Origin of the sequence: Streptomyces sp. TRM49041, from assembly GCF_008271805.1 — a bacterium.
GTDB lineage: Bacteria > Actinomycetota > Actinomycetes > Streptomycetales > Streptomycetaceae > Streptomyces.
Genome location: NZ_VSRY01000140.1, coordinates 109019 through 126392 on the forward strand (window position 1 = coordinate 109019; position 17374 = coordinate 126392).

A 17374-nucleotide genomic window follows, 5' to 3' on the forward strand; every position below is an offset into this window, starting at 1 on the left:
GGGGTCGACCCGGCGGCACCCCGTCGCGGAGGGGCGCCGGTCCCGACGCGGTAGTACGCCGGAAATTTCGCACACGCACCCTCGCCGCCGTCGGTCGCGCTCTTAGATTCGATGAGTGTCTATGTTGACCCCTGTCGAATCAGCTGTCATGCTGGCGGCACAGTCCATCGACGGATGTCGAAACAAGCAAGGAGTCGCCGTGAACGCGCCCGCCGCCGAGCTGCCCGTCGTCGTGATCGGAGCCGGACCCGTCGGTCTGGCCGCCGCCGCCCATCTGATCGACCGGGGCATCGAGCCCCTGGTCCTGGAATCCGGGCGGGCGGCCGGAGCCGCCGTGCGTGAGTGGTCGCACGTGCGGCTGTTCTCCACCTGGGGCGAGGTCACCGACCCCATGGCCGAGAAGCTGCTCGCCCCGACCGGCTGGACCAGGCCCGACGCGGCCACCTACCCGTCCGGCGGCGACTGGGCCGAGCGGTATCTCCAGCCGCTGGCCGACGTCCTCGGGGACAAGGTGCGCTTCGCCACCACCGTCACCGGTGTCTCCCGCGCGGGCCGCGACCGCGTCGTCGACGCCGACCGCGAGGCACAGCCCTTCGTCGTACACCTCACCACCGCCGACGGCGGTGAGGAGCGCGTCCTCGCCCGCGCGGTGCTCGACGCCTCCGGCACCTGGACCACGCCGGCGCCGCTCGGCGGCAGCGGTCTGCCCGCCCTCGGCGAGAAGTCCGCGGCGGACCGGATCTCGTACCGCGTCCCCGACCTCAAGGACCCCGCCGTACGGGCCCGTTACGCGGGCAGGCGCACCGCCGTCATCGGCTCCGGCGCCTCCGCCTTCACCGCCCTCGCGTACCTGGCCGACCTCGCCAAGGCCGACGACGGCACCGGTACGCACGCGGTGTGGGTGCTGCGCCGCGGCATCTCCGGCGCCACGTTCGGCGGCGGCGAGGCGGACCAGCTGCCCGCCCGCGGCGCGCTCGGCCTGGCGGCGAAGAAGGCCGTCGAGGACGGCTACGCCGACGCGGTCACCGGTTTCCGTACGGAGGGGGTCGAGCGCGCCCCCGACGGACGCCTGGTCCTGGTCGGTGCGGACGGCCGACGCCTCGACGCGGTCGACGAGGTCGTCGTCCTCACCGGCCTCCGCCCCGACCTGTCGTACCTCTCCGAACTCCGCCTCGCCCTCGACGAGCGCCTTCAGGCCCCGGTCGGACTCGCCCCGCTCATCGACCCCAACCAGCACTCCTGCGGCACCGTCTACCCGCACGGCCACCGCGAGCTGTCCCACCCCGAACAGGGCGTCTACCTCGTCGGCATGAAGTCCTACGGCCGCGCCCCCACCTTCCTGGCCATGACCGGGTACGAGCAGGTCCGCTCCGTCGCCGCCGCCATCGCCGGCGACACCGTGTCCGCCGACCGCGTCGAACTCACCCTCCCCGAGACCGGCGTGTGCGGCGGCGCCGGCCTCTTCGACCAGCCGGAGGCCACCCCGGAGCAGGAGGGCGGCGGCTGCTGCGCCGCCCCGGACACGCTCCGGATCGGCGCCCCCGCACGGTCCGGTGGCTGCTGACCGGCGTGACCGAGCTGCACGCGGGCACGGCCTCGACCGGAACGGGGGACCGGTCGGGGCCGCGCGCCGCACTTCCCGCGCTCTGCCTGACACAGATCACGAGTTGGGGGGTGCTCTACTACGCCTTCCCCGTCCTCAATCCGACGATCACCGTCGACACCGGCTGGTCGCCCACCGCCACGACAGCGGCCTTCTCGGCGGCCCTTCTCGTCTCCGCCCTCGCGGGAATCCCCATCGGCCGGGTCCTCGACGCCCGAGGGCCCCGCAGGGTGATGACGGCCGGCTCGGTCCTCGCCGTCATCTCCCTCCTCGTGATCGCCTCCGCGCCCGACCCCGCCGTCTTCACCGGCGGTTGGCTGCTGGCCGGGGTGGCCATGGCGGCCACCTTCTACCAGCCGGCCTTCGCCGCACTGACCCGCTGGTGGGGCGAGCGCCGGGTCCGTGCCCTGACGATCGTGACCTTGGCCGGCGGCCTGGCCTCCACGGCCTTCGCCCCGCTCACGGCCACCCTCGCCGACCACCTCTCGTGGCGCGCCACGTATGTCGCGCTCGCCGCGATCCTGGCCGTCGTCACCATCCCCGCCCACGCCCTCGCTCTACGCGGCCCCTGGCCACCGGCGCCCGCCGCCACCGGCGCCCGGACCGCCACCGGCGCCCGGACCGCCACCGGACGGACCGCCACCGGGCGGGGCACCACCGGGCGGGGCACGCCCGTGGCGCGCAGCCGCCCGTTCCTGCTGCTCGCCGCCGCCTTCACCCTGTCCGGTTTCGCGATGTACGGCGTCGTCGTCACCCTCGTACCCCTGCTGATCGAGCGGGGCGCCTCCACCACCGCGGCCGCCTGGGCCCTCGGCCTCGGCGGCGTCGGCCAGACCCTCGGCCGGACCCTCTACGCCACCCTCGCCGGCCGCACCGGCACCACGGTCCTGACGGCCGCGCTCATCGCCGCGGGCGCGGCCACCACCGCGGCGCTGGCCGTCGTACCCGGCCCGTTTCCGCTGCTCGTGGTCATCGCCGTGGTCGCGGGCACGGTCCGCGGCAACCTGACGCTCCTCCACGCCACCGCCGTCACCGATCGCTGGGGCACCGCGCACTACGGCCGCCTCTCGGCGCTCCTCGCCCTCCCCGTGGCGGTCGCTGCGGCGCTCGCACCCTTCGCCGGTACCGCCCTCGCCGCCCTCCTCGGCGGCTACCCGGGCCTGTTCGCGCTGCTGGCCCTGACGTCCCTCTGCGCGGCGGCTCTGGCGCTGGGCACGGCCCCGCGCGACGCCGTGGAGCGAGGATCCAGGATTTCCTGAATTCAGGAAATCCTGTACTGTCAGTCCCGTGCTCACTCTCGCCACCGACATCGAGGTGCTGGCCCGCTTCGGGCGCGCGCTCGCCGATCCGATCCGCTGCCGTCTGCTGCTCGCGCTCCGCGAGGCGCCGGCTCACCCCTCCGATCTGGCGGAGGCGCTCGGCGTCTCCCGTACACGGCTCTCGAACCACCTGGCGTGCCTGCGGGACTGCGGCCTGGTCGTCGCCGTACCCGTCGGGCGGCGGACCCGCTACGAGCTGGCCGACCCGCGGTTCGGACACGCGCTCGACGACCTCCGTGTGGCCGTCGTGGCCGTCGAGACCGACCGCGCGTGCGCGGAGGCCGCCGAGAAGGGCTGCTGCTGAGATGGCCGCCCTGTCCCCGGGGCCGTCGGCGGCTCGCCGCGACGCGCTCACCACGCGTATACGGCTGCTGGTGGCGGCCACCATCGCCTACAACGTCGTCGAGGCCGCCGTCGCGATCACCGCCGGGACGGTCGCCTCCTCCGCGGCGCTGATCGGCTTCGGGCTCGACTCCGTCGTCGAGGTGTCCTCCGCCGCCGCGGTGGCGTGGCAGTTCTCCGCCCGCGACCACGCGGCGCGCGAGGCCCGTGAGAGGACCACGCTGCGGATCATCGCTGTCTCCTTCTTCGCGCTCGCCGTATACGTGACGGCCGACGCCGCCCGCGCGCTGGCCGGTACCGGCGAGGCCGAGCGTTCCATCCCGGGCATCGCCCTGGCCGCCGTCTCGCTGGCCGTGATGCCGTTCCTGTCCGCGGCCCAGCGCGGGGCGGGTCGCGAACTCGGCTCCGCCAGCGCCGTCGCCGACTCCAAGCAGACGCTGCTGTGCACCTACCTCTCCGCGGTGCTGCTGGTCGGACTGATCCTCAACGCCACCCTGGGATGGTCCTGGGCCGACCCCGCGGCCGCCCTCGTCATCGCGGCCGTGGCCGTGAAGGAGGGCCGCGACGCCTGGAAGGGCAAGGGCTGCTGTGCCGCCCCGCCCGCACCCGTCCTCGGCTCCGGTGAAGCCTCCGGCTGCTGCACGGGACGTGACCGCCCTTGCCCGGGCTGCAGCTGAGGTCGGCTGTACGCGCGGAACGCCCCGCGCGTACTCGACGCCTTGATCACGCCCTCCGGGGCCGGTCGAGCAGGTGGTCGAGCACCGCCTCGATCTCCCGGGCGTCCGGCGTCGCGCCGGTGACCAGGGCCTGCACCAGCAGGCCGTCGACGCCGGCGCGGAACGCCCGGATCGCGACGGGATCGTCGGTACGGCCGCGGGCGAGCGCCGCCAGGTCGTCCACGCACCGCTGCGCCACGGGCCGCAGGGCCGGTTGCCGCGCGGCCAGCAGGTACAGCTCGTACTCGGCGATGAACGGCAGGCGGCCCTCGGCGAGTTCGGCGGCGAGACGCCTCGCCAGGGCGGCGACGGGGTCCGGCGCCGCGGCCGCTTCGCGCAGCAGCGCGGAATAGCGGTCGGCGGACCGGGCGAGGGCCGCCACCAGCAGCTCGTCGACGGTGGCGAAGTAGTAGGTGGCCGAGGAGGGCGGGAGCCCGGCCTCCTTCGCCACCGAACGGTGCGTCACACCGGTCACGCCGTCGCGTTCGACGATCCGCAGGGCGGCCTCCAGCAGCTGCCGCCGCCGCCGCTCACCTTTGAGGCGCCGCCCGTCGGTCGGCCCGTCGGCCGGCCCGTCCGTGGGCCCGCCGACCGGCCCGCTCGACGGCTCCGCCGTCCCTCCCGCCCGGTTCAATGCGACGCCCCCGTCTCGAGCACGAACACGCCGGCCGCCACGAGTCCTATGCCCCCGACCTGGGCCCATGTCAGCCGGTCCTCGAAAAGGACCGCGCCCAGGACGGCCACCAGCGTCACGCCGACCCCTGACCAGATGCCGTAGGCCACGCCCAGGGGCAGTCCCCGGCCGAGCACCTTCGAAAGCAGGTAGAACGACAGCGCGTACCCGGCGACGACGAGCAGGGACGGCCCGACACGGCTGAAGCCCTCCGCCCAGCGCAGCGCCAGGGTCGCGCTCACCTCAGCGGTGATCGCGCCTGCCAGCAGCAGCCACACCATGCCGCCTCCCGGAGGCCGGAACAGAACAACGAACAAGAACCCGGACGAAAAACCTGAACATCTGCTCCAGATTCTCCAGGCCCCGAGGCCCCGCAGTCAAGGCGCCTCCGTCGAAGCAGGCGCCCGTGTGCCGACGGGTCTTCCACCGCCCGTCGGATCGCCTCCGCGAGGCGGCCGTAGGCGAGAGCGGCCACGGGTACGGCTTCGGCTCCGGCGCCGCGGGCGGTGAGGTGCCGGGCCCGGAACGGCCGGTCCGCGGTGAACGGCACCGGAGCGGACGGCACCGCTGGCCGCCGTCGTCGTACCCGCACCGGCGTGGTGGACCACCGCGGCCGTACGGCGAAGGAGCAGAGCATGCGGAGCAGCGCATGGCGACGGGGCTGGAAGCCTGGAACGTACAACCCTCCGCTCGGCCGGAAGGTCCGTATACGCATGAGCGCCACGGACCTGTATGTCACCGCCTTCGCGGACCTCTTCGGCCCACCCCCGGCGGACGCCGCCGTCCCCGTCGACTGGGAAGCGGTCGAATCCTGGCTGGGGCTGCCCCTGCCCGCCGACTACAAGGCCATCGCCTCCGCGTACGGCCCGCTGGACGTCGGCGAGCATCTGTGGCTGCACACCCCCTGCGCCAACAGGGGCTGGTTCGACTACGGAACCTGGGTCCGGGAAGGCCGGCGGGCCGCCCCCGGCGTCATCCCCTTCGGCGCCACGCGCACCTCCGACACCCTGTACTGGGACACCACCGCGTCCGACGACCCCGACCAGTGGCCGGTCGTGATGCACCACCAGGCCGCCGAGAACGCGGGCCGTGACCCCTGGCTCAGGTTCGGCACGCCGCTGCTGCCCACCCTGGCCCGTCTCGTGGCGGACGGCCTCCGGCCCACCCTCGCCCGGAGTGGCATGCTCACCGACCTGGAGCCCTGCGCGTGGACCCCACCGCCCCGGCGACCGGAGCCGACCCCGCGGCAGCGCGCGGCTCTCGCCGAAGGCAGCGGCCTGGACACCCTGACCGCCCTCGTACCGCCGCCCGCCGCCCCGTTCCTGGGGACACACACCTGGGAGTGGCTGTACGAACGGCTCGGCACCCGGCTGCCCACGGAGTACGTGCGCCTGATGGAGACGTACGGGTCCGGCTGCTGGACAGGCTGGCTCCGCTGCGGTGCCCCGCTCGGCGCGGACACCTACGCGGTCGCGCCCTGGGCCGAGTGGTACGGCGACACCTACCGGGGGCATCGCGCACGGTTCCCGGAGTACAACCCGCTGGCAGCCTGGCCCGAGCCGGGCGGCTTCCTGCCGTTCGCCGACTCCATCGACGGCGACCAGCTGTGCTGGCTCACCGAGGGCGACACGCCGGACGACTGGCCGCTGATCGTCGTACCGCGCCACGCCCCACAGGGCCCGCCGCTGACGGGCACGCTCACCGAGATCCTGCTGGAGTGGCTGCGCGGCCGGTTCGACGCGGAGGGCCTGCCACGGCTCGGGCGACCGGACGAGGACCCGCTGGACTACATCGGCTTCGAGCCGTTCGGCGACGAGCCCGGTACGTAGTCGAACGCGGTCATGGACGCGGTGGCCGAGGCGACGCGTACGGGCGGTGTCCGAGGTTCCGCGCACTGGCCGGGGGCCGGGGGCCGGGGGGCGACGCCCGCGGCCCGGCCTGTCAGGCGGAAGGGGGAACTTCCGGCCCGTTGTGCGCGCCGTCGCACCGGTGAGGGGCATCGGCGGGACGATGGCGGGCGACCCTCGTCCGTTACCGACGTACTACCGCCGCTGTGGGTGCCGATGCCTCAGAACACTCCCGATGTCACTGTCGTCATCGGGGCCTACGACGCCATGCCGTACCTGGTGAAGTGTCTGGAGTCGGCGGAGGCCCAGACGATCGGCCGCGAGCGTATGGAGATCGTCGCCGTGGACGACGGGTCGACGGACGGCACGGGGGAGTATCTGGAGAAGTTCGCCGCCCGCACCCACGTGCCCATGCGCGTCGTACGACAGGCCAACTCCGGTGGCCCCGGCGGCCCGCGCAACACCGGGCTCAGGCTGGCCCGGGGCCGGTATGTCTTCTTTCTCGACGCGGACGACTACCTGGGCGAGCAGGCCCTGCAGCGCCTGGTCGCGATGGCGGACAGGGCGGGTACGGACGTGGTGCTCGGCAGGACCGTGGGCGTCAACCGCAATGCCGCCACCTCGATGTGGGGCCGTACCGTCGAGCGCGCCGACATCTTCACCTCCAACGTGAAGTACACGCTCAGCGCGCAGAAGCTGTTCCGGCGCGAGCTGCTCGTGCGCTACGGCATGCGGTTCGACGAGTCGCTGCGTACGGGCGAGGACGCGCTGTTCACGCTGGAGGCGTATCTGCGCGGCAGCGGCGTATCGGTCGTCGCGGACTACGTCTGCTACTACCTCGTGGGCCGCGAGGACGGCAAGCACGTGACGAGGACCGGGGGTTACGCGCCACGCTTCGACTCGGCGAAGGCCCTGATGGAGCTGATCGCCCGGCATGTGCCGAAGGGCAGGAGACGCGACCTGCTGATACTGCGGCCGTTCGCCGTCACACTGCTGCCGCAGTTCGGGTCCGTCCTGCTCCGCCAGTCCGACCAGGTCCTGCGCCACAAGATGGAGCTGGCGGCACCGCTGATGGCCGCCTACTGGACGCCCGGCGTCGCACGCCGCCTGAAGCCCGAGGCCCGTCTGCGCCTCACCTGCGTGGCCCTGAACAAGCCGGACGTGCTGCGGGACGTGGTCGCCTTCCTCAAGGCCGGCACCCCACCGCGACATACCCGCCGCCTTGGCCGCCGCTACGCGGCCTACCCCCACTTCCGCGACCCGTCGACGGGCATCCCGGACACCGCCTACGAACTCCGCGAGCAGGCCTGGCCCCGCACCCTCCCGCGCCGCGCGGCCCGCCGCCTGCTGCGCGCGGCCCGCCACACGAGGGACCGGACCCTCCGACGCCTCAGCCCTCTGATCCCCAGGAGAGGCTAGGACCCGTCCTCCCCGCCCGAACGCCCCCTGGTCCGAACCGGCCGCGGAAGCGGTCCGGATGGCCGCCGCTCAGGACAGCGAGCTGACGACCTGCTGCACCGCGGCGGCCAGTTCGGCGGGCAGCGGCGCGTAGTGGATGCCCCTCAGGCCGTTCTGCCCCTCCGCCCCCGCCATGTAGGTCAGGAACGACTTGAGGGCGGGCAGGGAGTCCGGAGGGTTGCCCCGGTCGCACACGATCTCGTATGTGACGAGGACGATGGGCCAGGCCCCGGCCGCCTGATTCCGGTAGTCGAACCGGAGCGTCATGTCGTTCCCGTCACCGGCGACGCCGGCCGCGGCGATACCGAGCGACGCGGACTCGGCCGAGACCTGGACCGGCTCCGGCCCGCCCGTGTCCAGCCGTACGGTGGGGATCTCGGCTCGCTTCGCGAAGGACAGCTCGAAGTAGCCGATCGCGCCGCTCGTCGTCCGGACGTGCGCCGCCAGTCCGTCGGACCCGGCCGCGGAGACGCCGCCCTTGGCCCGCCACGCCTTGTCCTCCTCGTACGGCCAGTGCCGGGGCGCTGCGCCCGCGAGGTAGGCGTTGAAGTTCTGCGTCGTACCGGATCCGTCGGAGCGGTGTACCGCGCTGATCGGAGTGGGCGGCAGCTTGACGCCGGGGTTCAGCCGCCGGATCGCCGGGTCGTTCCACACCGTGATCTCGGAGTCGAAGATCCGGGCGAGCGCGGCGGCGTCGAGGACGAGGCCGTCGACGCCGTCGAGGTTGTAGCCGATGGCGATGGGCCCGCCCACCATGGGCAGGTCGATGGCACGTCCGCCCGGGCACACCTCCGTGGAACGTGCGACCTCGTCCGGAGTCAGAGCACCGTCCGTGCCGCCCAGCTGGGTCGCACCGCGCAGGAACTGCGCGACGCCCGCGCCGGAGCCGTTGGGCGTATAGCGGATCTTCACGCCCGGGCAGGCCGACTGGTACTCCTCCGTCCAGTGTGCCATGGCGTTCTGCTGCGCCGTCGACCCCGACGCGGCCAGATATCCCCGATCGGCGCACACGATGGAACGGGACGCGGCACGGCTGTCCGGAGCGGTCTCCACACCGTCCGCGACGTCCGTGCGGAGCCCGCACGCGGACAGCGAGAGCAGCAGGGTGGCGACGCCGGCGGGCCGTACGACTCCCCCCGCGAAACGCCTGCCACGACCGCGTCGTCGATGCTGCATCTGTCGCCCTCCCCGCTCGCTCACGCCCCCGCTGGGGAGATGCTCGGCCATGCGGCCGGACCGGCGGTGAAGCCGGGGCGAACATCGGGGGACGCCGCGCGGTCGGGGAGGCGTACGGCGCGGCGCCTCCGCTGAGCCGGGTGGCCGGTACGCTGCCGGAACCGCGGGCCAGGGCCTCGCGCCGGTACCGCGCCGCGACTACTCCGCGACTACTCCGCGACTACGCCGCCACCGCGCCGGTGAGGAGCTTGCCCATCGCGGCGAGTACCGACGGCTCGACCCGGTAGTAGACCCATGTGCCGCGCCGCTCCGAGGTGAGCAGTCCGGCCTCCTTGAGCTTCTTCAGGTGGTGGGAGACGGTCGGCTGGGACACGCCCACGTCGGAGATGTCGCACACGCACGCCTCCCCGCCCGCGTGCGAGGCGACCGCCGAGAACAGCCGCAGCCGCACCGGATCACCCAGCGCCTTGAACATTCGCGCGGCCGTCTCGGCCTCGTCGGCGGTCATCGGGCGCTCGGTCAGCGGCGGGCAGCACGGGGCCACGGTCGCACCCGGGCCGGATTCCAGCAGCGGCAGCACCTTGGCATTTGACATACATCTATGTTGACACATGTCGAACCAGTGGGAGGTGGGCGGTCATGGCGTCGTCCATCTCGTCGGGCGGCAGACAGCCGGTGCCCTCGTCGAGTGACTCTGTGAACCTTTCCGCCTCGAACCCCGACTGTCTCGATGACGTAAGCCGGAACGCCGGAATGCCGGAACGAAGACGACGGACGACGGACGACGCATGGCGCATGGCGCGGGACAGGGAGGTGCGAGTGAGCGCCGACGGGCGTGACGGGCGTGACGGGCTGCTGGTGGTGCGCTGCCAGCTCGGGGAGCGAGAGGCGTTCCGTGAGCTGGTGGGCGTCTGGCATGTCCCTCTGTGGCGCTATGTGCGCGGCATGGTCGACTCGCCGCACCTCGCGGACGATCTCGCCCAGGAGGCGTGGGTCGCGGTGATGCGCGGACTGCCGTGTCTGCGGGAGCCCGAGCGGTTCGCCCCGTGGCTGTTCACCATCGCCCGGCGCACGGTCGCCGACCACCTGCGGCAGAGGTACCGGGCTTCGGAGACGCCCGTGGAGGAGGTGGAGGAGGCGGACGCCGTCGTCGTCGCCGACGACGGGCTCGGCGGCGTCCTGACCACCATGGAGATCGAAGCCGGCCTCAGCGGGCTGCCGCCCCTGGAACGCGAGGTGCTGATCCTGTTCCACCTGCAGGACCTGCCCCTGGCGTCGTGCGCGGAGGTGCTCGGCGTACCGCCCGGCACGGTCAAGAGCAGGCTGCACCGCGCGCGACGCATGCTGCGGGACATCCTTGACGAGAGGGGATACGAGGCATGAGCGAGCAGAACCCCGCGGCTCGGCGGGATGTGCCCGAGGAGTTGGAGCGCGCCCTGGCCCAGGAGGTCTCGCTGCGCTCCCGGATGCGCTACGTGGCCGTGGGGCTGGCGGGCGGGTGCGCGGCGGCACTGATCGGAGTGCTGTGGGCGACCGAGCCGCGCTCCCTTCCCGTACGCACCCAGGCCGCCTTCGCCGGACTGATCGCCATCGGGCTGGCCTGGACCGCCGTCGCCGGTTGGGTGCTGACCAGGCGCCGACCGCTGTTCGCCCGGGACCGGGTCCTGGGGGCCGGGCTCGCCCTCGTGGCCGGTGTGGTCACCGGCGTCGCCGGGACGGCGCTGGCAGCGGCGCGCGGCACCCCGGCCGAGGCCCTGGCCACGGCCCTGGCCGGTGCCGTACTCAGCACCGCCGCGGGACTCGTCCTGGTGCGCGCACGGGCCCGCCGACGCGAACTGCTCCGGCTGCGGGACACCCTGCGGCGGGAGAACTCCTGAAGGCCCGCCTACGTACCGTCCAACCCATCCACATCACCAGAAGGAGATTCGCCATGAAAAACAAGATCCTTCCCATCGGCCCTCTCGCCCTTGCTCTCCGCCTCCACGACGCGGGCAGGCGCACGGTCCTCCTCGTCGCGGCGCTGGTCGGCGCGGCGCTGCTGGCAGGGGTCGGCCTGCTCCTGACCTGAGCCGTCGGCTCCGGAGCGCGCCGACGACGCCTTCGTCGTGCGGTGACCATGGCTCGTAGGGTGGCCGGGACACCGCATCCGATGAAGGGAAGCGCGCCGTGGGCTGGGACACCGGACTGTTGCAGCAGCTCAGTGCCCATGACGACCTGCCGGGAATGCAGCGGTGGCTCGCCGAGCGTCAGCCGTACGAGATCGCCGACGAACTGGCCCGTATGGATGCCGCCTTCGCCGTGGTGCCCTTCCGGCTGCTGGACAAGGACCGGGCGCTGGCGGTGTTCGAGGAGCTGGAGCCGGTCGACCAGCAGCAGCTGTTGCTCGGGCTGCGGGACCACACGTTCCGGGACCTCGTGGAGGCGATGGACCCGGACGACCGGGCCCGCATGCTGGGAGAGGCGCCGGCGAAGGTCGCCAAGCGGGTGCTGGCGGGCCTGAGTCCGCACGAGCGGCGGATGACGGCGGCGCTCCTCGGCTATCCCGAAGGGTCGGTCGGCCGCGTCATGTCACCGGAGACGGTGGCGCTCCCGCAGGGCCTGACGGCGCAGCAGGCGTTGGACACCGTACGGGAGAAGGGGGAGGCGGCCGAGACCGTGTACACCCTTCCGGTGGTCGACGCGGGCCGGAAGCTCGTCGGGGTCGCCACCCTGCGGGACATCATCCTGAGCCCGCGGGACCGGCCGCTGGCCGAGCTCGTGGACCGCGAGACACCGCGCGTCCATGCGACCGAGCCGGCCGAGGACGCGGCCCGCCTGATGCGGGAGACCAACATCCTGGGCCTGCCGGTCGTCGACAGCGAGGAGCGGCTGCTGGGCCTGTTGACCATCGACGACGCGGTGGAGGTCATCGAGGCCGCCGACACCGAGGACGCCGCACGCCAGTCCGCCGCCGCTCCCTGGACCGGCCACTACATGGTCGCGAGCGTCTGGCAGCTCGCCCGGGCCCGGGTGGTCTGGCTGCTGCTCCTCATCGTCGCCGCCACGCTCACCGTCAACGTCCTGCAGATCTTCGAGGCCACCCTCGAACAGGTCACCGCGCTCGCCCTGTTCATCCCCCTCCTCGTCGGTACGGGCGGCAACGCCGGCGCACAGGCCGCCACCGCCACCGTCCGCGCGCTGGCGGTCGGTGAGGTCCGCGGCAGCGACCTGCCCAAGGTGGTGTGGCGGGAATGCCGGGTGGGGCTGCTGCTCGGGGTGATGCTGGCTCTGGTCGGCATGGTGGTCGGAGCCCTGCTCGTCGACGCCCGCATCGCCCTCGTCGTAGCCGTCTCGCTCGTACTGATCTGCTCCTGGGCGGCCGGCGTGGGCGCCACGATGCCGCTGCTCGCCAAGCGTCTGCGCATCGACCCCGCGGTCGTGTCCGCCCCCATGGTCACGACGCTCGTGGACGCCACGGGCCTGATCATCTACTTCGTCACCGCGAGGGCCGTTCTCGGCGTCTGAGGGCACCCGGGTGCACCGCAGGGCCGGGCGGCGGACAGTGGCCACCCGTTCCTCGGTGAGGGTGCCGCACAGGGCGGCGAGGGCCCGGCCACCGCGTGACGTCTCAGCGGACGAGGACCCCTTCTACGCCCAGGGGCACTCCGCGGCCGCGTGGCAGGGTTCTCATCGGGGTCGTCGCCGGTGCTCGGCGAGTTTCTTACGGGCCTCGGAGTATGTGTCGGCGTCGATCTCGCCAGAGGCGAAGCGCCGGTCGAGGACGTCTTCCGGGGTCTCCCCCGGAGTCTCATCGCGATAAGTGCCGCCACCGCGAGAAGGGTGGTGCTGCGTGAGACGGACCACCGCCCACACGACCAGGCCGATCACCGCGATCCACAGCAGCGGCATGAAGGCCATCCATGCCCAGCTCCCATTGTCATCCCAGTGCATCCCGTTCACCTCCTCTCACCTCCTCGGATCACCTTCTCGGAGGGTTCTACTCCCAGTGTGTGCCCTCGGCGCGGCAGGCACGATGGGCCGTTCGGCCCGCCGTGCGCTGTGGTGTCCGCGGGTCACATCGGGTCGGGTGCCGCGTGGGGTGGGTGCGGAGGGGCTGTGGCGGGTGTCGGGGTGAGGGCGCCGTCGTAGAGGCGGAACAGGCGCAGGCGGCCGGGGGCCTGGTCGGCCTCGGCCGCGAGGGCCTCCCAACACTGTGCGGCCAGGGCGCGGGCGCGGGTGCCGGCCCAGGGCTGAGGGAGCAGTTCGGGGGGCAGCAGCGGGTCGGGTTCCATGGCGGTGGTGAAGGCAGCCGCCAGCTCGATCGCGTACGTCAGGCGCTCGGTGCCCGTGAGGCGGTCCGGGCCGGACACCCGGGCCAGGCGGGCTGCGGCGAGGGCGGCGAGCGCCTCGTGGCGGTCCGCGATCTGCTGGAGCGGCCAGAGCAACGCGGCCAGCCGGGCCGGGGCGGCCTCGTCACCGACCCTCAGATCGCGGCTGGTGAGGCGGGTGAGGGAGGGCAGGACGCCCAGGTGGCGGGTGTGGGCTTCGACGATGTCGCCGATGGCGTTGGCGCTGACGTAGAGCCCGCCCTGGAGGGGTGCCGCGCCGAGGTGGAGGAGCGTGTCGCGCAGCGTGTCGCGGGCGTGGCGGGCGGTTTCGGGGATGGCGAAGGCGAACAGGTGCCAGGTCCCGTCCCAGGGGGCGAGCCCCCGGTCCTGCCGGTAGGCGTGGCGGACGTACTCCACGTCCGGCGCGATGGCGCCGGTCGCGTCGGCCGTGGCGTGGAGCAGGGCCTTGCGGCCGCGGCCCTCCTGGGTGAACCGGCCCTCGGCGACGAGCCGTTTGAGGCAGAGCCGGACCTGCTGGTCGGTCATGCCGAGGGCTCCGGCGACGGCGTACAGCTCGCCGGCGTCGACGCTGCCGTCCTCGCGGACGAGGGCGAACACCAGGGTCCTGGTGCCGATCCCGGGCGCGGCGGCCTCCGCGGCGGGCTCCGCCGCGGGGGCCGCCGTCGGCCTGCTGGTCATCGCTGCTGCTCCAAGGGGTCGCCGGATACGCCGTCGCCCGGGTGGGCCGGGACGGCGCGATGCATCGTAGTCACCGCACCGAAGCCCATCAGGTGCCTGAGGTACGGGGTCCGCCCGGTGCGTACGGCGGTGAACCCGCGCCGCTCGTAGAGGGCGCGGGCACGCGGGTTGACGTCGATGACGTCCAGCCGGACCCGGGAGCAGCCGTGTTCGGCGGCGACAGCGGCGATCTCCGTGAGCAGCAGGCCGCCGATGCCACCGCCCCGGTGGGCGGGGTCGACGGCGATGCCGTCCATGACGAGTTCCCGCGGCTCGGGAGTGCGCTCGAGCAGCGCCAGCACGGCGAGCCGTGGCAGGCCGCGGAACAGCCCGTAACTGGAGAGCACATCGCGCACCCCACCGCCGGTCAGGCCGCGCCCGCCGAGCTGGTAGCCGGCCACCCCCACGATGTGGCCGCCGGGGGCCAGCGCGACCGCGGCGCGGTCGTGGTGGAGGTGGCGGGCGATGAAGGCGCGGCCGTGCTCGGCCGGGCCCAGGGCAGCCCCGAGCTTGCGGCCGAAGGCTTCCCAGTACAGCTCGGCGACCCTCTCCTCGGCGCCCCGGGGCACACCGCGACGGATGACTGTTGCTGCGTCCATGACTCTCCTCGCGTACTCGCTCGCATCCTACGAACAAACATAATACGGTCGAAATAAGAACGAGCGTTTTTGAGTCGATAGTTTTCCTTGGGGGACGGATGCCGACGAGACCGCGACGCAATGCATCGACGCGCCGCCGCCGGGTGGTGCGAGCCATGCTCGCGACCCTGTCCGCGCTGGTGGTCGTGGCGGCCGGCCTGGGCGGGCTGGTGCTCTGGCAGAACACCTACGAGCTGCGAGAAGAGGCCGTGACCGTGCGGCACGGCGGCCGGACCCTGCACGGGGTACTGGCCCTGCCCGAGCAGGGGAAGGGACCTTTCCCCCTGGTGGTCTTCGTCCACGGGGACGGCCCGGTGGACGCCACGCACGAGACCTTCTACCGGCCTATGTGGGAGGCATTCGCCCGGGCCGGATACGCCTCCCTGTCCTGGAACAAGCCGGGCGTGGGCGGAGCGCCGGGTGACTGGCTCGACCAGACCATGGAGGACCGGGCGCAGGAGGCCGTCGACGCGATCGCCTGGGCCCGGCAGCGGCCGGACGTCGACGGCAGCCGGATCGGCTTGTGGGGTGCCAGCCAGGCCGGCTGGGTGCTGCCCGAGATCGCCGCCCGGGACGGCCGGATCCGGTTCGCCATCGCCGTCTCACCCGCCGTCAACTGGCACCGGCAGGGCCGCTACAACCTCCTCGCCGAGCTGCGTCGCGACGGTGCCTCCGACGCCGAAGTCGCCGCCGCCCTGCGCCGCCGCGCGACCGGGCTGGAGCTGCTCGGGCGGGGCGCCACATACGAGGAGTACGTGCGGGCCGTCGGGGACCCGCAGGGCATGACGGCCGCCCGCTGGCGGTTCGTCTCCAAGAACCACACCGCCGACGCCGGCGCCGACCTGCCGGCCCTGCGCGGCGTTCCCGTCCTGCTGGTGCTCGCCGGACACGACGTGCACGTGGACACGGCGGAAACCGAGGTCGCCTACCGGCGGCTGCTTCCCGGACAGTCGCTGCGCGTCGTCCGCTACCCCGACGCCACCCACAGCCTGGTCAGACACGACCTGGAGACCTCGTCGCTGCGCCTGACCCTGACCGCGCTGTGCGCGCCACGGGCCCTCTTCGCCGAGGGCTTCCTGGCCGACCAGCGGCACTTCCTGTCCGCCCTCGACACCGAAGAAGCGAAGCGATGACCACCAGACCCACGCCCACGAGGGGCGCCACGACAGGCCCCGCGGCCGGCGCCACGACACGCCCCGCGACCGGCCCGGGCACCGGGCCGGCGGCCGCGTCCCGCTTACGCGACATCGACGCCCTGCGCGGCTTCGCGCTCCTGGGCATCCTCCTGGTCAACATCACCTTCATGGCCTCGGCGTACCAGGGCACCGGTGTCGCCGATCCCGCGTTCGGCTCAGCCCCGGACACCGCCGTCCGGTTCCTCACCGAGGTCTTCTTCGAAACCAAGTTCTACCTGCTCCTCTCCTTCCTCTTCGGCTACAGCTTCACCCTCCAGCCGGCCTCCGCCGACCGTGACGGCGCGGCCTTCCTGCCCCGCTTCCTGCGGCGCTGCGCGGGCCTGTTCGTCCTCGGTCTCTGCCACGCCGTCCTGCTCTTCCCCGGCGACATCCTCACCACATACGCCGTGCTGGGGCTGGTCCTGCTCGCCGTGCGCCGGATCCCGCCGCGTACCGCCGTGCGCACCGCCGCCGTCATACTCGCCGTCACCGCCGTCGGGTACCTGCTGCTGGCGCTGGCCCTGGCGGTCGCCGGCACCGGCGGGATCGACACCGCCGCCGTCGCCGAACACGGCCGCGAGGCCACCGAGGCGCTGCGCGGCGACCCCGGTTCGGTAATCGCGGCCCACCTGCGGCAGTTGCCCGACGTGCTGTTCATGCTGGCCTTCTTCCAGGCGCCGGCCGCCTTCGCCGCGTTCCTGCTGGGCCTGGCGGCGGGCAAGCGCGGCATGCTCAGCGATCCGGCCCGCGACGAGCGGTTGCTGCGCCGCCTCCAGTGGATCGGCTTCCCCGTCGGCATCGCCGGCGGTCTGGTCTGGGCGCATGCCGCCGAGGGGTACTCCGGGACGGCCTACCAGCTGGTGGCGGTGGCCGTGGATGTGGTGACCGCGCCGCTGCTGGCCGCCGCGTACGCCGCGACGGTGTTGCGGACACTGGCCGGACCGCGGGGCCGACGGCCGGCGGCGGTCCTGGCCCCGGCGGGCCGCATGACGCTGACCAACTACCTCACCCAGTCCCTGGTACTGGCCTTCGTCTTCACCGGTTTCGGCGCCGCGCTGGTGGGCCGCCTCGCGCCCGCGTATGTCACCCTCACCGCCCTGGCCCTGTTCGCCGCCCAGGTGGTCTTCAGCCGCTGGTGGCTGGCCCGGTACTCCTACGGGCCCGTGGAGTGGGTGCTGCGCGCGGTCACCCTCGCCCGGCGCCCGCGCCGGCGGGAGAAGGCGACATGACGGCGACGCGCCGTGGCCGGCCCCCAGGCCCGCCCCGGCCGATCCGGACGCCAGTACGCTCCGTCCCGCCTGCCTCGAAGGCGCCGGCGCGCGCGACCGGTGCCGGTACGCCCGCCACGGCTTCCGCCGCATCCGCGAGTCGTTCGGCGACTC

The 17374-nt window shown here is 73.3% G+C and carries 19 protein-coding genes; 12 read left to right on the top strand and 7 right to left on the bottom strand.

Going from position 1 to position 17374, the window contains the following annotated elements; translation table 11 throughout:
* Positions 1–199 precede the first annotated feature (199 nt).
* The 4 genes from FVS66_RS18570 to FVS66_RS18585 are packed head-to-tail and all read left to right on the top strand — an operon-like array spanning position 200 to position 3941.
* The gene (locus tag FVS66_RS18570) at positions 200–1564 is read left to right on the top strand and encodes an NAD(P)-binding domain-containing protein (RefSeq protein WP_149182282.1); all 1365 of its coding nucleotides are present in this window, start codon (positions 200–202) and stop codon (positions 1562–1564) included.
* A 5-nt stretch (positions 1565–1569) separates the two neighbouring features.
* Complete coding sequence (locus FVS66_RS18575) at positions 1570–2862, top strand: MFS transporter (RefSeq protein WP_149182283.1); 1293 nt, start codon at positions 1570–1572, stop codon at positions 2860–2862.
* A gap of 28 nt (positions 2863–2890) precedes the next feature.
* Positions 2891–3226: a metalloregulator ArsR/SmtB family transcription factor gene (locus FVS66_RS18580; protein WP_149182284.1), complete on the top strand. Its 336-nt coding sequence runs from the start codon at positions 2891–2893 to the stop codon at positions 3224–3226.
* A 1-nt stretch (position 3227) separates the two neighbouring features.
* On the top strand, positions 3228–3941 hold the full coding sequence (locus FVS66_RS18585) for a cation transporter (RefSeq protein WP_149182285.1): 714 nt from the start codon (positions 3228–3230) through the stop codon (positions 3939–3941).
* Positions 3942–3987: 46 nt separating this feature from the next.
* Here FVS66_RS18585 and FVS66_RS18590 read toward each other — a convergent pair whose 3' ends face one another.
* Together FVS66_RS18590 and FVS66_RS18595 are read right to left on the bottom strand one after the other, a co-directional pair.
* On the bottom strand, positions 3988–4614 hold the full coding sequence (locus FVS66_RS18590; RefSeq protein ID WP_262387067.1) for a TetR family transcriptional regulator: 627 nt from the start codon (positions 4612–4614) through the stop codon (positions 3988–3990).
* On the bottom strand, positions 4611–4934 hold the full coding sequence (locus tag FVS66_RS18595; RefSeq protein WP_149182287.1) for a multidrug efflux SMR transporter: 324 nt from the start codon (positions 4932–4934) through the stop codon (positions 4611–4613). The genes FVS66_RS18590 and FVS66_RS18595 overlap by 4 nt, the downstream gene beginning before the upstream one ends.
* A gap of 432 nt (positions 4935–5366) precedes the next feature.
* Between FVS66_RS18595 and FVS66_RS18605 the strand changes: the two genes are divergently transcribed.
* Positions 5367–6482 (top strand): SMI1/KNR4 family protein, encoded by a 1116-nt coding sequence (locus FVS66_RS18605; RefSeq protein ID WP_262387068.1) that lies wholly within the window; start codon positions 5367–5369, stop codon positions 6480–6482.
* A 234-nt stretch (positions 6483–6716) separates the two neighbouring features.
* Positions 6717–7919, top strand: coding sequence for a glycosyltransferase family 2 protein (locus FVS66_RS18610; protein ID WP_149182288.1), 1203 nt, complete (start codon positions 6717–6719; stop codon positions 7917–7919).
* Between the two features lie 69 nt (positions 7920–7988).
* Here the strand turns inward: FVS66_RS18610 and pstS are convergent, their stop codons facing one another.
* Complete coding sequence (gene pstS / locus FVS66_RS18615) at positions 7989–9134, bottom strand: phosphate ABC transporter substrate-binding protein PstS (RefSeq protein WP_149182289.1); 1146 nt, start codon at positions 9132–9134, stop codon at positions 7989–7991.
* A gap of 220 nt (positions 9135–9354) precedes the next feature.
* Complete coding sequence (locus tag FVS66_RS18620) at positions 9355–9729, bottom strand: metalloregulator ArsR/SmtB family transcription factor (RefSeq protein WP_149182290.1); 375 nt, start codon at positions 9727–9729, stop codon at positions 9355–9357.
* A 224-nt stretch (positions 9730–9953) separates the two neighbouring features.
* On the opposite strand from FVS66_RS18620, the gene FVS66_RS18625 reads away from it, so the two are divergent.
* The 4 genes from FVS66_RS18625 (at position 9954) to mgtE (ending at position 12638) form a co-directional block, all read left to right on the top strand.
* Positions 9954–10517 (top strand): sigma-70 family RNA polymerase sigma factor, encoded by a 564-nt coding sequence (locus FVS66_RS18625; RefSeq protein ID WP_262387069.1) that lies wholly within the window; start codon positions 9954–9956, stop codon positions 10515–10517.
* Positions 10514–11011 carry a transmembrane transport protein gene (locus tag FVS66_RS18630; RefSeq protein WP_149182292.1) on the top strand — a complete coding sequence of 166 codons (498 nt, stop codon included), beginning with the start codon at positions 10514–10516 and terminating at the stop codon, positions 11009–11011. Before FVS66_RS18625 ends, FVS66_RS18630 begins: the two co-directional genes overlap by 4 nt.
* Positions 11012–11064: 53 nt before the next feature.
* Positions 11065–11202 (top strand): hypothetical protein, encoded by a 138-nt coding sequence (locus FVS66_RS35095; protein WP_187645582.1) that lies wholly within the window; start codon positions 11065–11067, stop codon positions 11200–11202.
* A gap of 98 nt (positions 11203–11300) precedes the next feature.
* Positions 11301–12638 carry a magnesium transporter gene (gene mgtE, locus FVS66_RS18635; RefSeq protein WP_262387070.1) on the top strand — a complete coding sequence of 446 codons (1338 nt, stop codon included), beginning with the start codon at positions 11301–11303 and terminating at the stop codon, positions 12636–12638.
* A gap of 162 nt (positions 12639–12800) precedes the next feature.
* Here the strand turns inward: mgtE and FVS66_RS18640 are convergent, their stop codons facing one another.
* The 3 genes from FVS66_RS18640 to FVS66_RS18650 form a co-directional block, all read right to left on the bottom strand.
* Positions 12801–13064 (bottom strand): hypothetical protein, encoded by a 264-nt coding sequence (locus FVS66_RS18640; protein WP_149182332.1) that lies wholly within the window; start codon positions 13062–13064, stop codon positions 12801–12803.
* A gap of 122 nt (positions 13065–13186) precedes the next feature.
* Positions 13187–14140: a PaaX family transcriptional regulator C-terminal domain-containing protein gene (locus FVS66_RS18645; RefSeq protein ID WP_149182293.1), complete on the bottom strand. Its 954-nt coding sequence runs from the start codon at positions 14138–14140 to the stop codon at positions 13187–13189.
* Positions 14137–14778, bottom strand: coding sequence for a GNAT family N-acetyltransferase (locus FVS66_RS18650; protein WP_149182294.1), 642 nt, complete (start codon positions 14776–14778; stop codon positions 14137–14139). The genes FVS66_RS18645 and FVS66_RS18650 overlap by 4 nt, the downstream gene beginning before the upstream one ends.
* Positions 14779–14933: 155 nt before the next feature.
* On the opposite strand from FVS66_RS18650, the gene FVS66_RS18655 reads away from it, so the two are divergent.
* Both FVS66_RS18655 and FVS66_RS18660 read left to right on the top strand, forming a co-directional pair.
* The gene (locus FVS66_RS18655; protein ID WP_149182295.1) at positions 14934–15950 is read left to right on the top strand and encodes a CocE/NonD family hydrolase; all 1017 of its coding nucleotides are present in this window, start codon (positions 14934–14936) and stop codon (positions 15948–15950) included.
* Positions 15947–17221 carry a DUF418 domain-containing protein gene (locus FVS66_RS18660; RefSeq protein ID WP_149182296.1) on the top strand — a complete coding sequence of 425 codons (1275 nt, stop codon included), beginning with the start codon at positions 15947–15949 and terminating at the stop codon, positions 17219–17221. Before FVS66_RS18655 ends, FVS66_RS18660 begins: the two co-directional genes overlap by 4 nt.
* Positions 17222–17374 lie beyond the last annotated feature (153 nt).

Bases quoted from the DNA above. Each gene is read 5' to 3' on its own strand.
- FVS66_RS18605 (WP_262387068.1), top strand. From the start codon at position 5,367: ATGAGCGCCACGGACCTGTATGTCACCGCCTTCGCGGACCTCTTCGGC.
- FVS66_RS18640 (WP_149182332.1), bottom strand. From the start codon at position 13,064: ATGCACTGGGATGACAATGGGAGCTGGGCATGGATGGCCTTCATGCCG.
- FVS66_RS18645 (WP_149182293.1), bottom strand. From the start codon at position 14,140: ATGACCAGCAGGCCGACGGCGGCCCCCGCGGCGGAGCCCGCCGCGGAG.
- FVS66_RS18610 (WP_149182288.1), top strand. From the start codon at position 6,717: ATGCCTCAGAACACTCCCGATGTCACTGTCGTCATCGGGGCCTACGAC.
- FVS66_RS18655 (WP_149182295.1), top strand. From the start codon at position 14,934: ATGCTCGCGACCCTGTCCGCGCTGGTGGTCGTGGCGGCCGGCCTGGGC.
- FVS66_RS18585 (WP_149182285.1), top strand. From the start codon at position 3,228: ATGGCCGCCCTGTCCCCGGGGCCGTCGGCGGCTCGCCGCGACGCGCTC.
- FVS66_RS18630 (WP_149182292.1), top strand. From the start codon at position 10,514: ATGAGCGAGCAGAACCCCGCGGCTCGGCGGGATGTGCCCGAGGAGTTG.
- FVS66_RS35095 (WP_187645582.1), top strand. From the start codon at position 11,065: ATGAAAAACAAGATCCTTCCCATCGGCCCTCTCGCCCTTGCTCTCCGC.
- pstS (WP_149182289.1), bottom strand. From the start codon at position 9,134: ATGCAGCATCGACGACGCGGTCGTGGCAGGCGTTTCGCGGGGGGAGTC.
- FVS66_RS18650 (WP_149182294.1), bottom strand. From the start codon at position 14,778: ATGGACGCAGCAACAGTCATCCGTCGCGGTGTGCCCCGGGGCGCCGAG.
- FVS66_RS18595 (WP_149182287.1), bottom strand. From the start codon at position 4,934: ATGGTGTGGCTGCTGCTGGCAGGCGCGATCACCGCTGAGGTGAGCGCG.
- FVS66_RS18660 (WP_149182296.1), top strand. From the start codon at position 15,947: ATGACCACCAGACCCACGCCCACGAGGGGCGCCACGACAGGCCCCGCG.
- FVS66_RS18620 (WP_149182290.1), bottom strand. From the start codon at position 9,729: ATGTCAAATGCCAAGGTGCTGCCGCTGCTGGAATCCGGCCCGGGTGCG.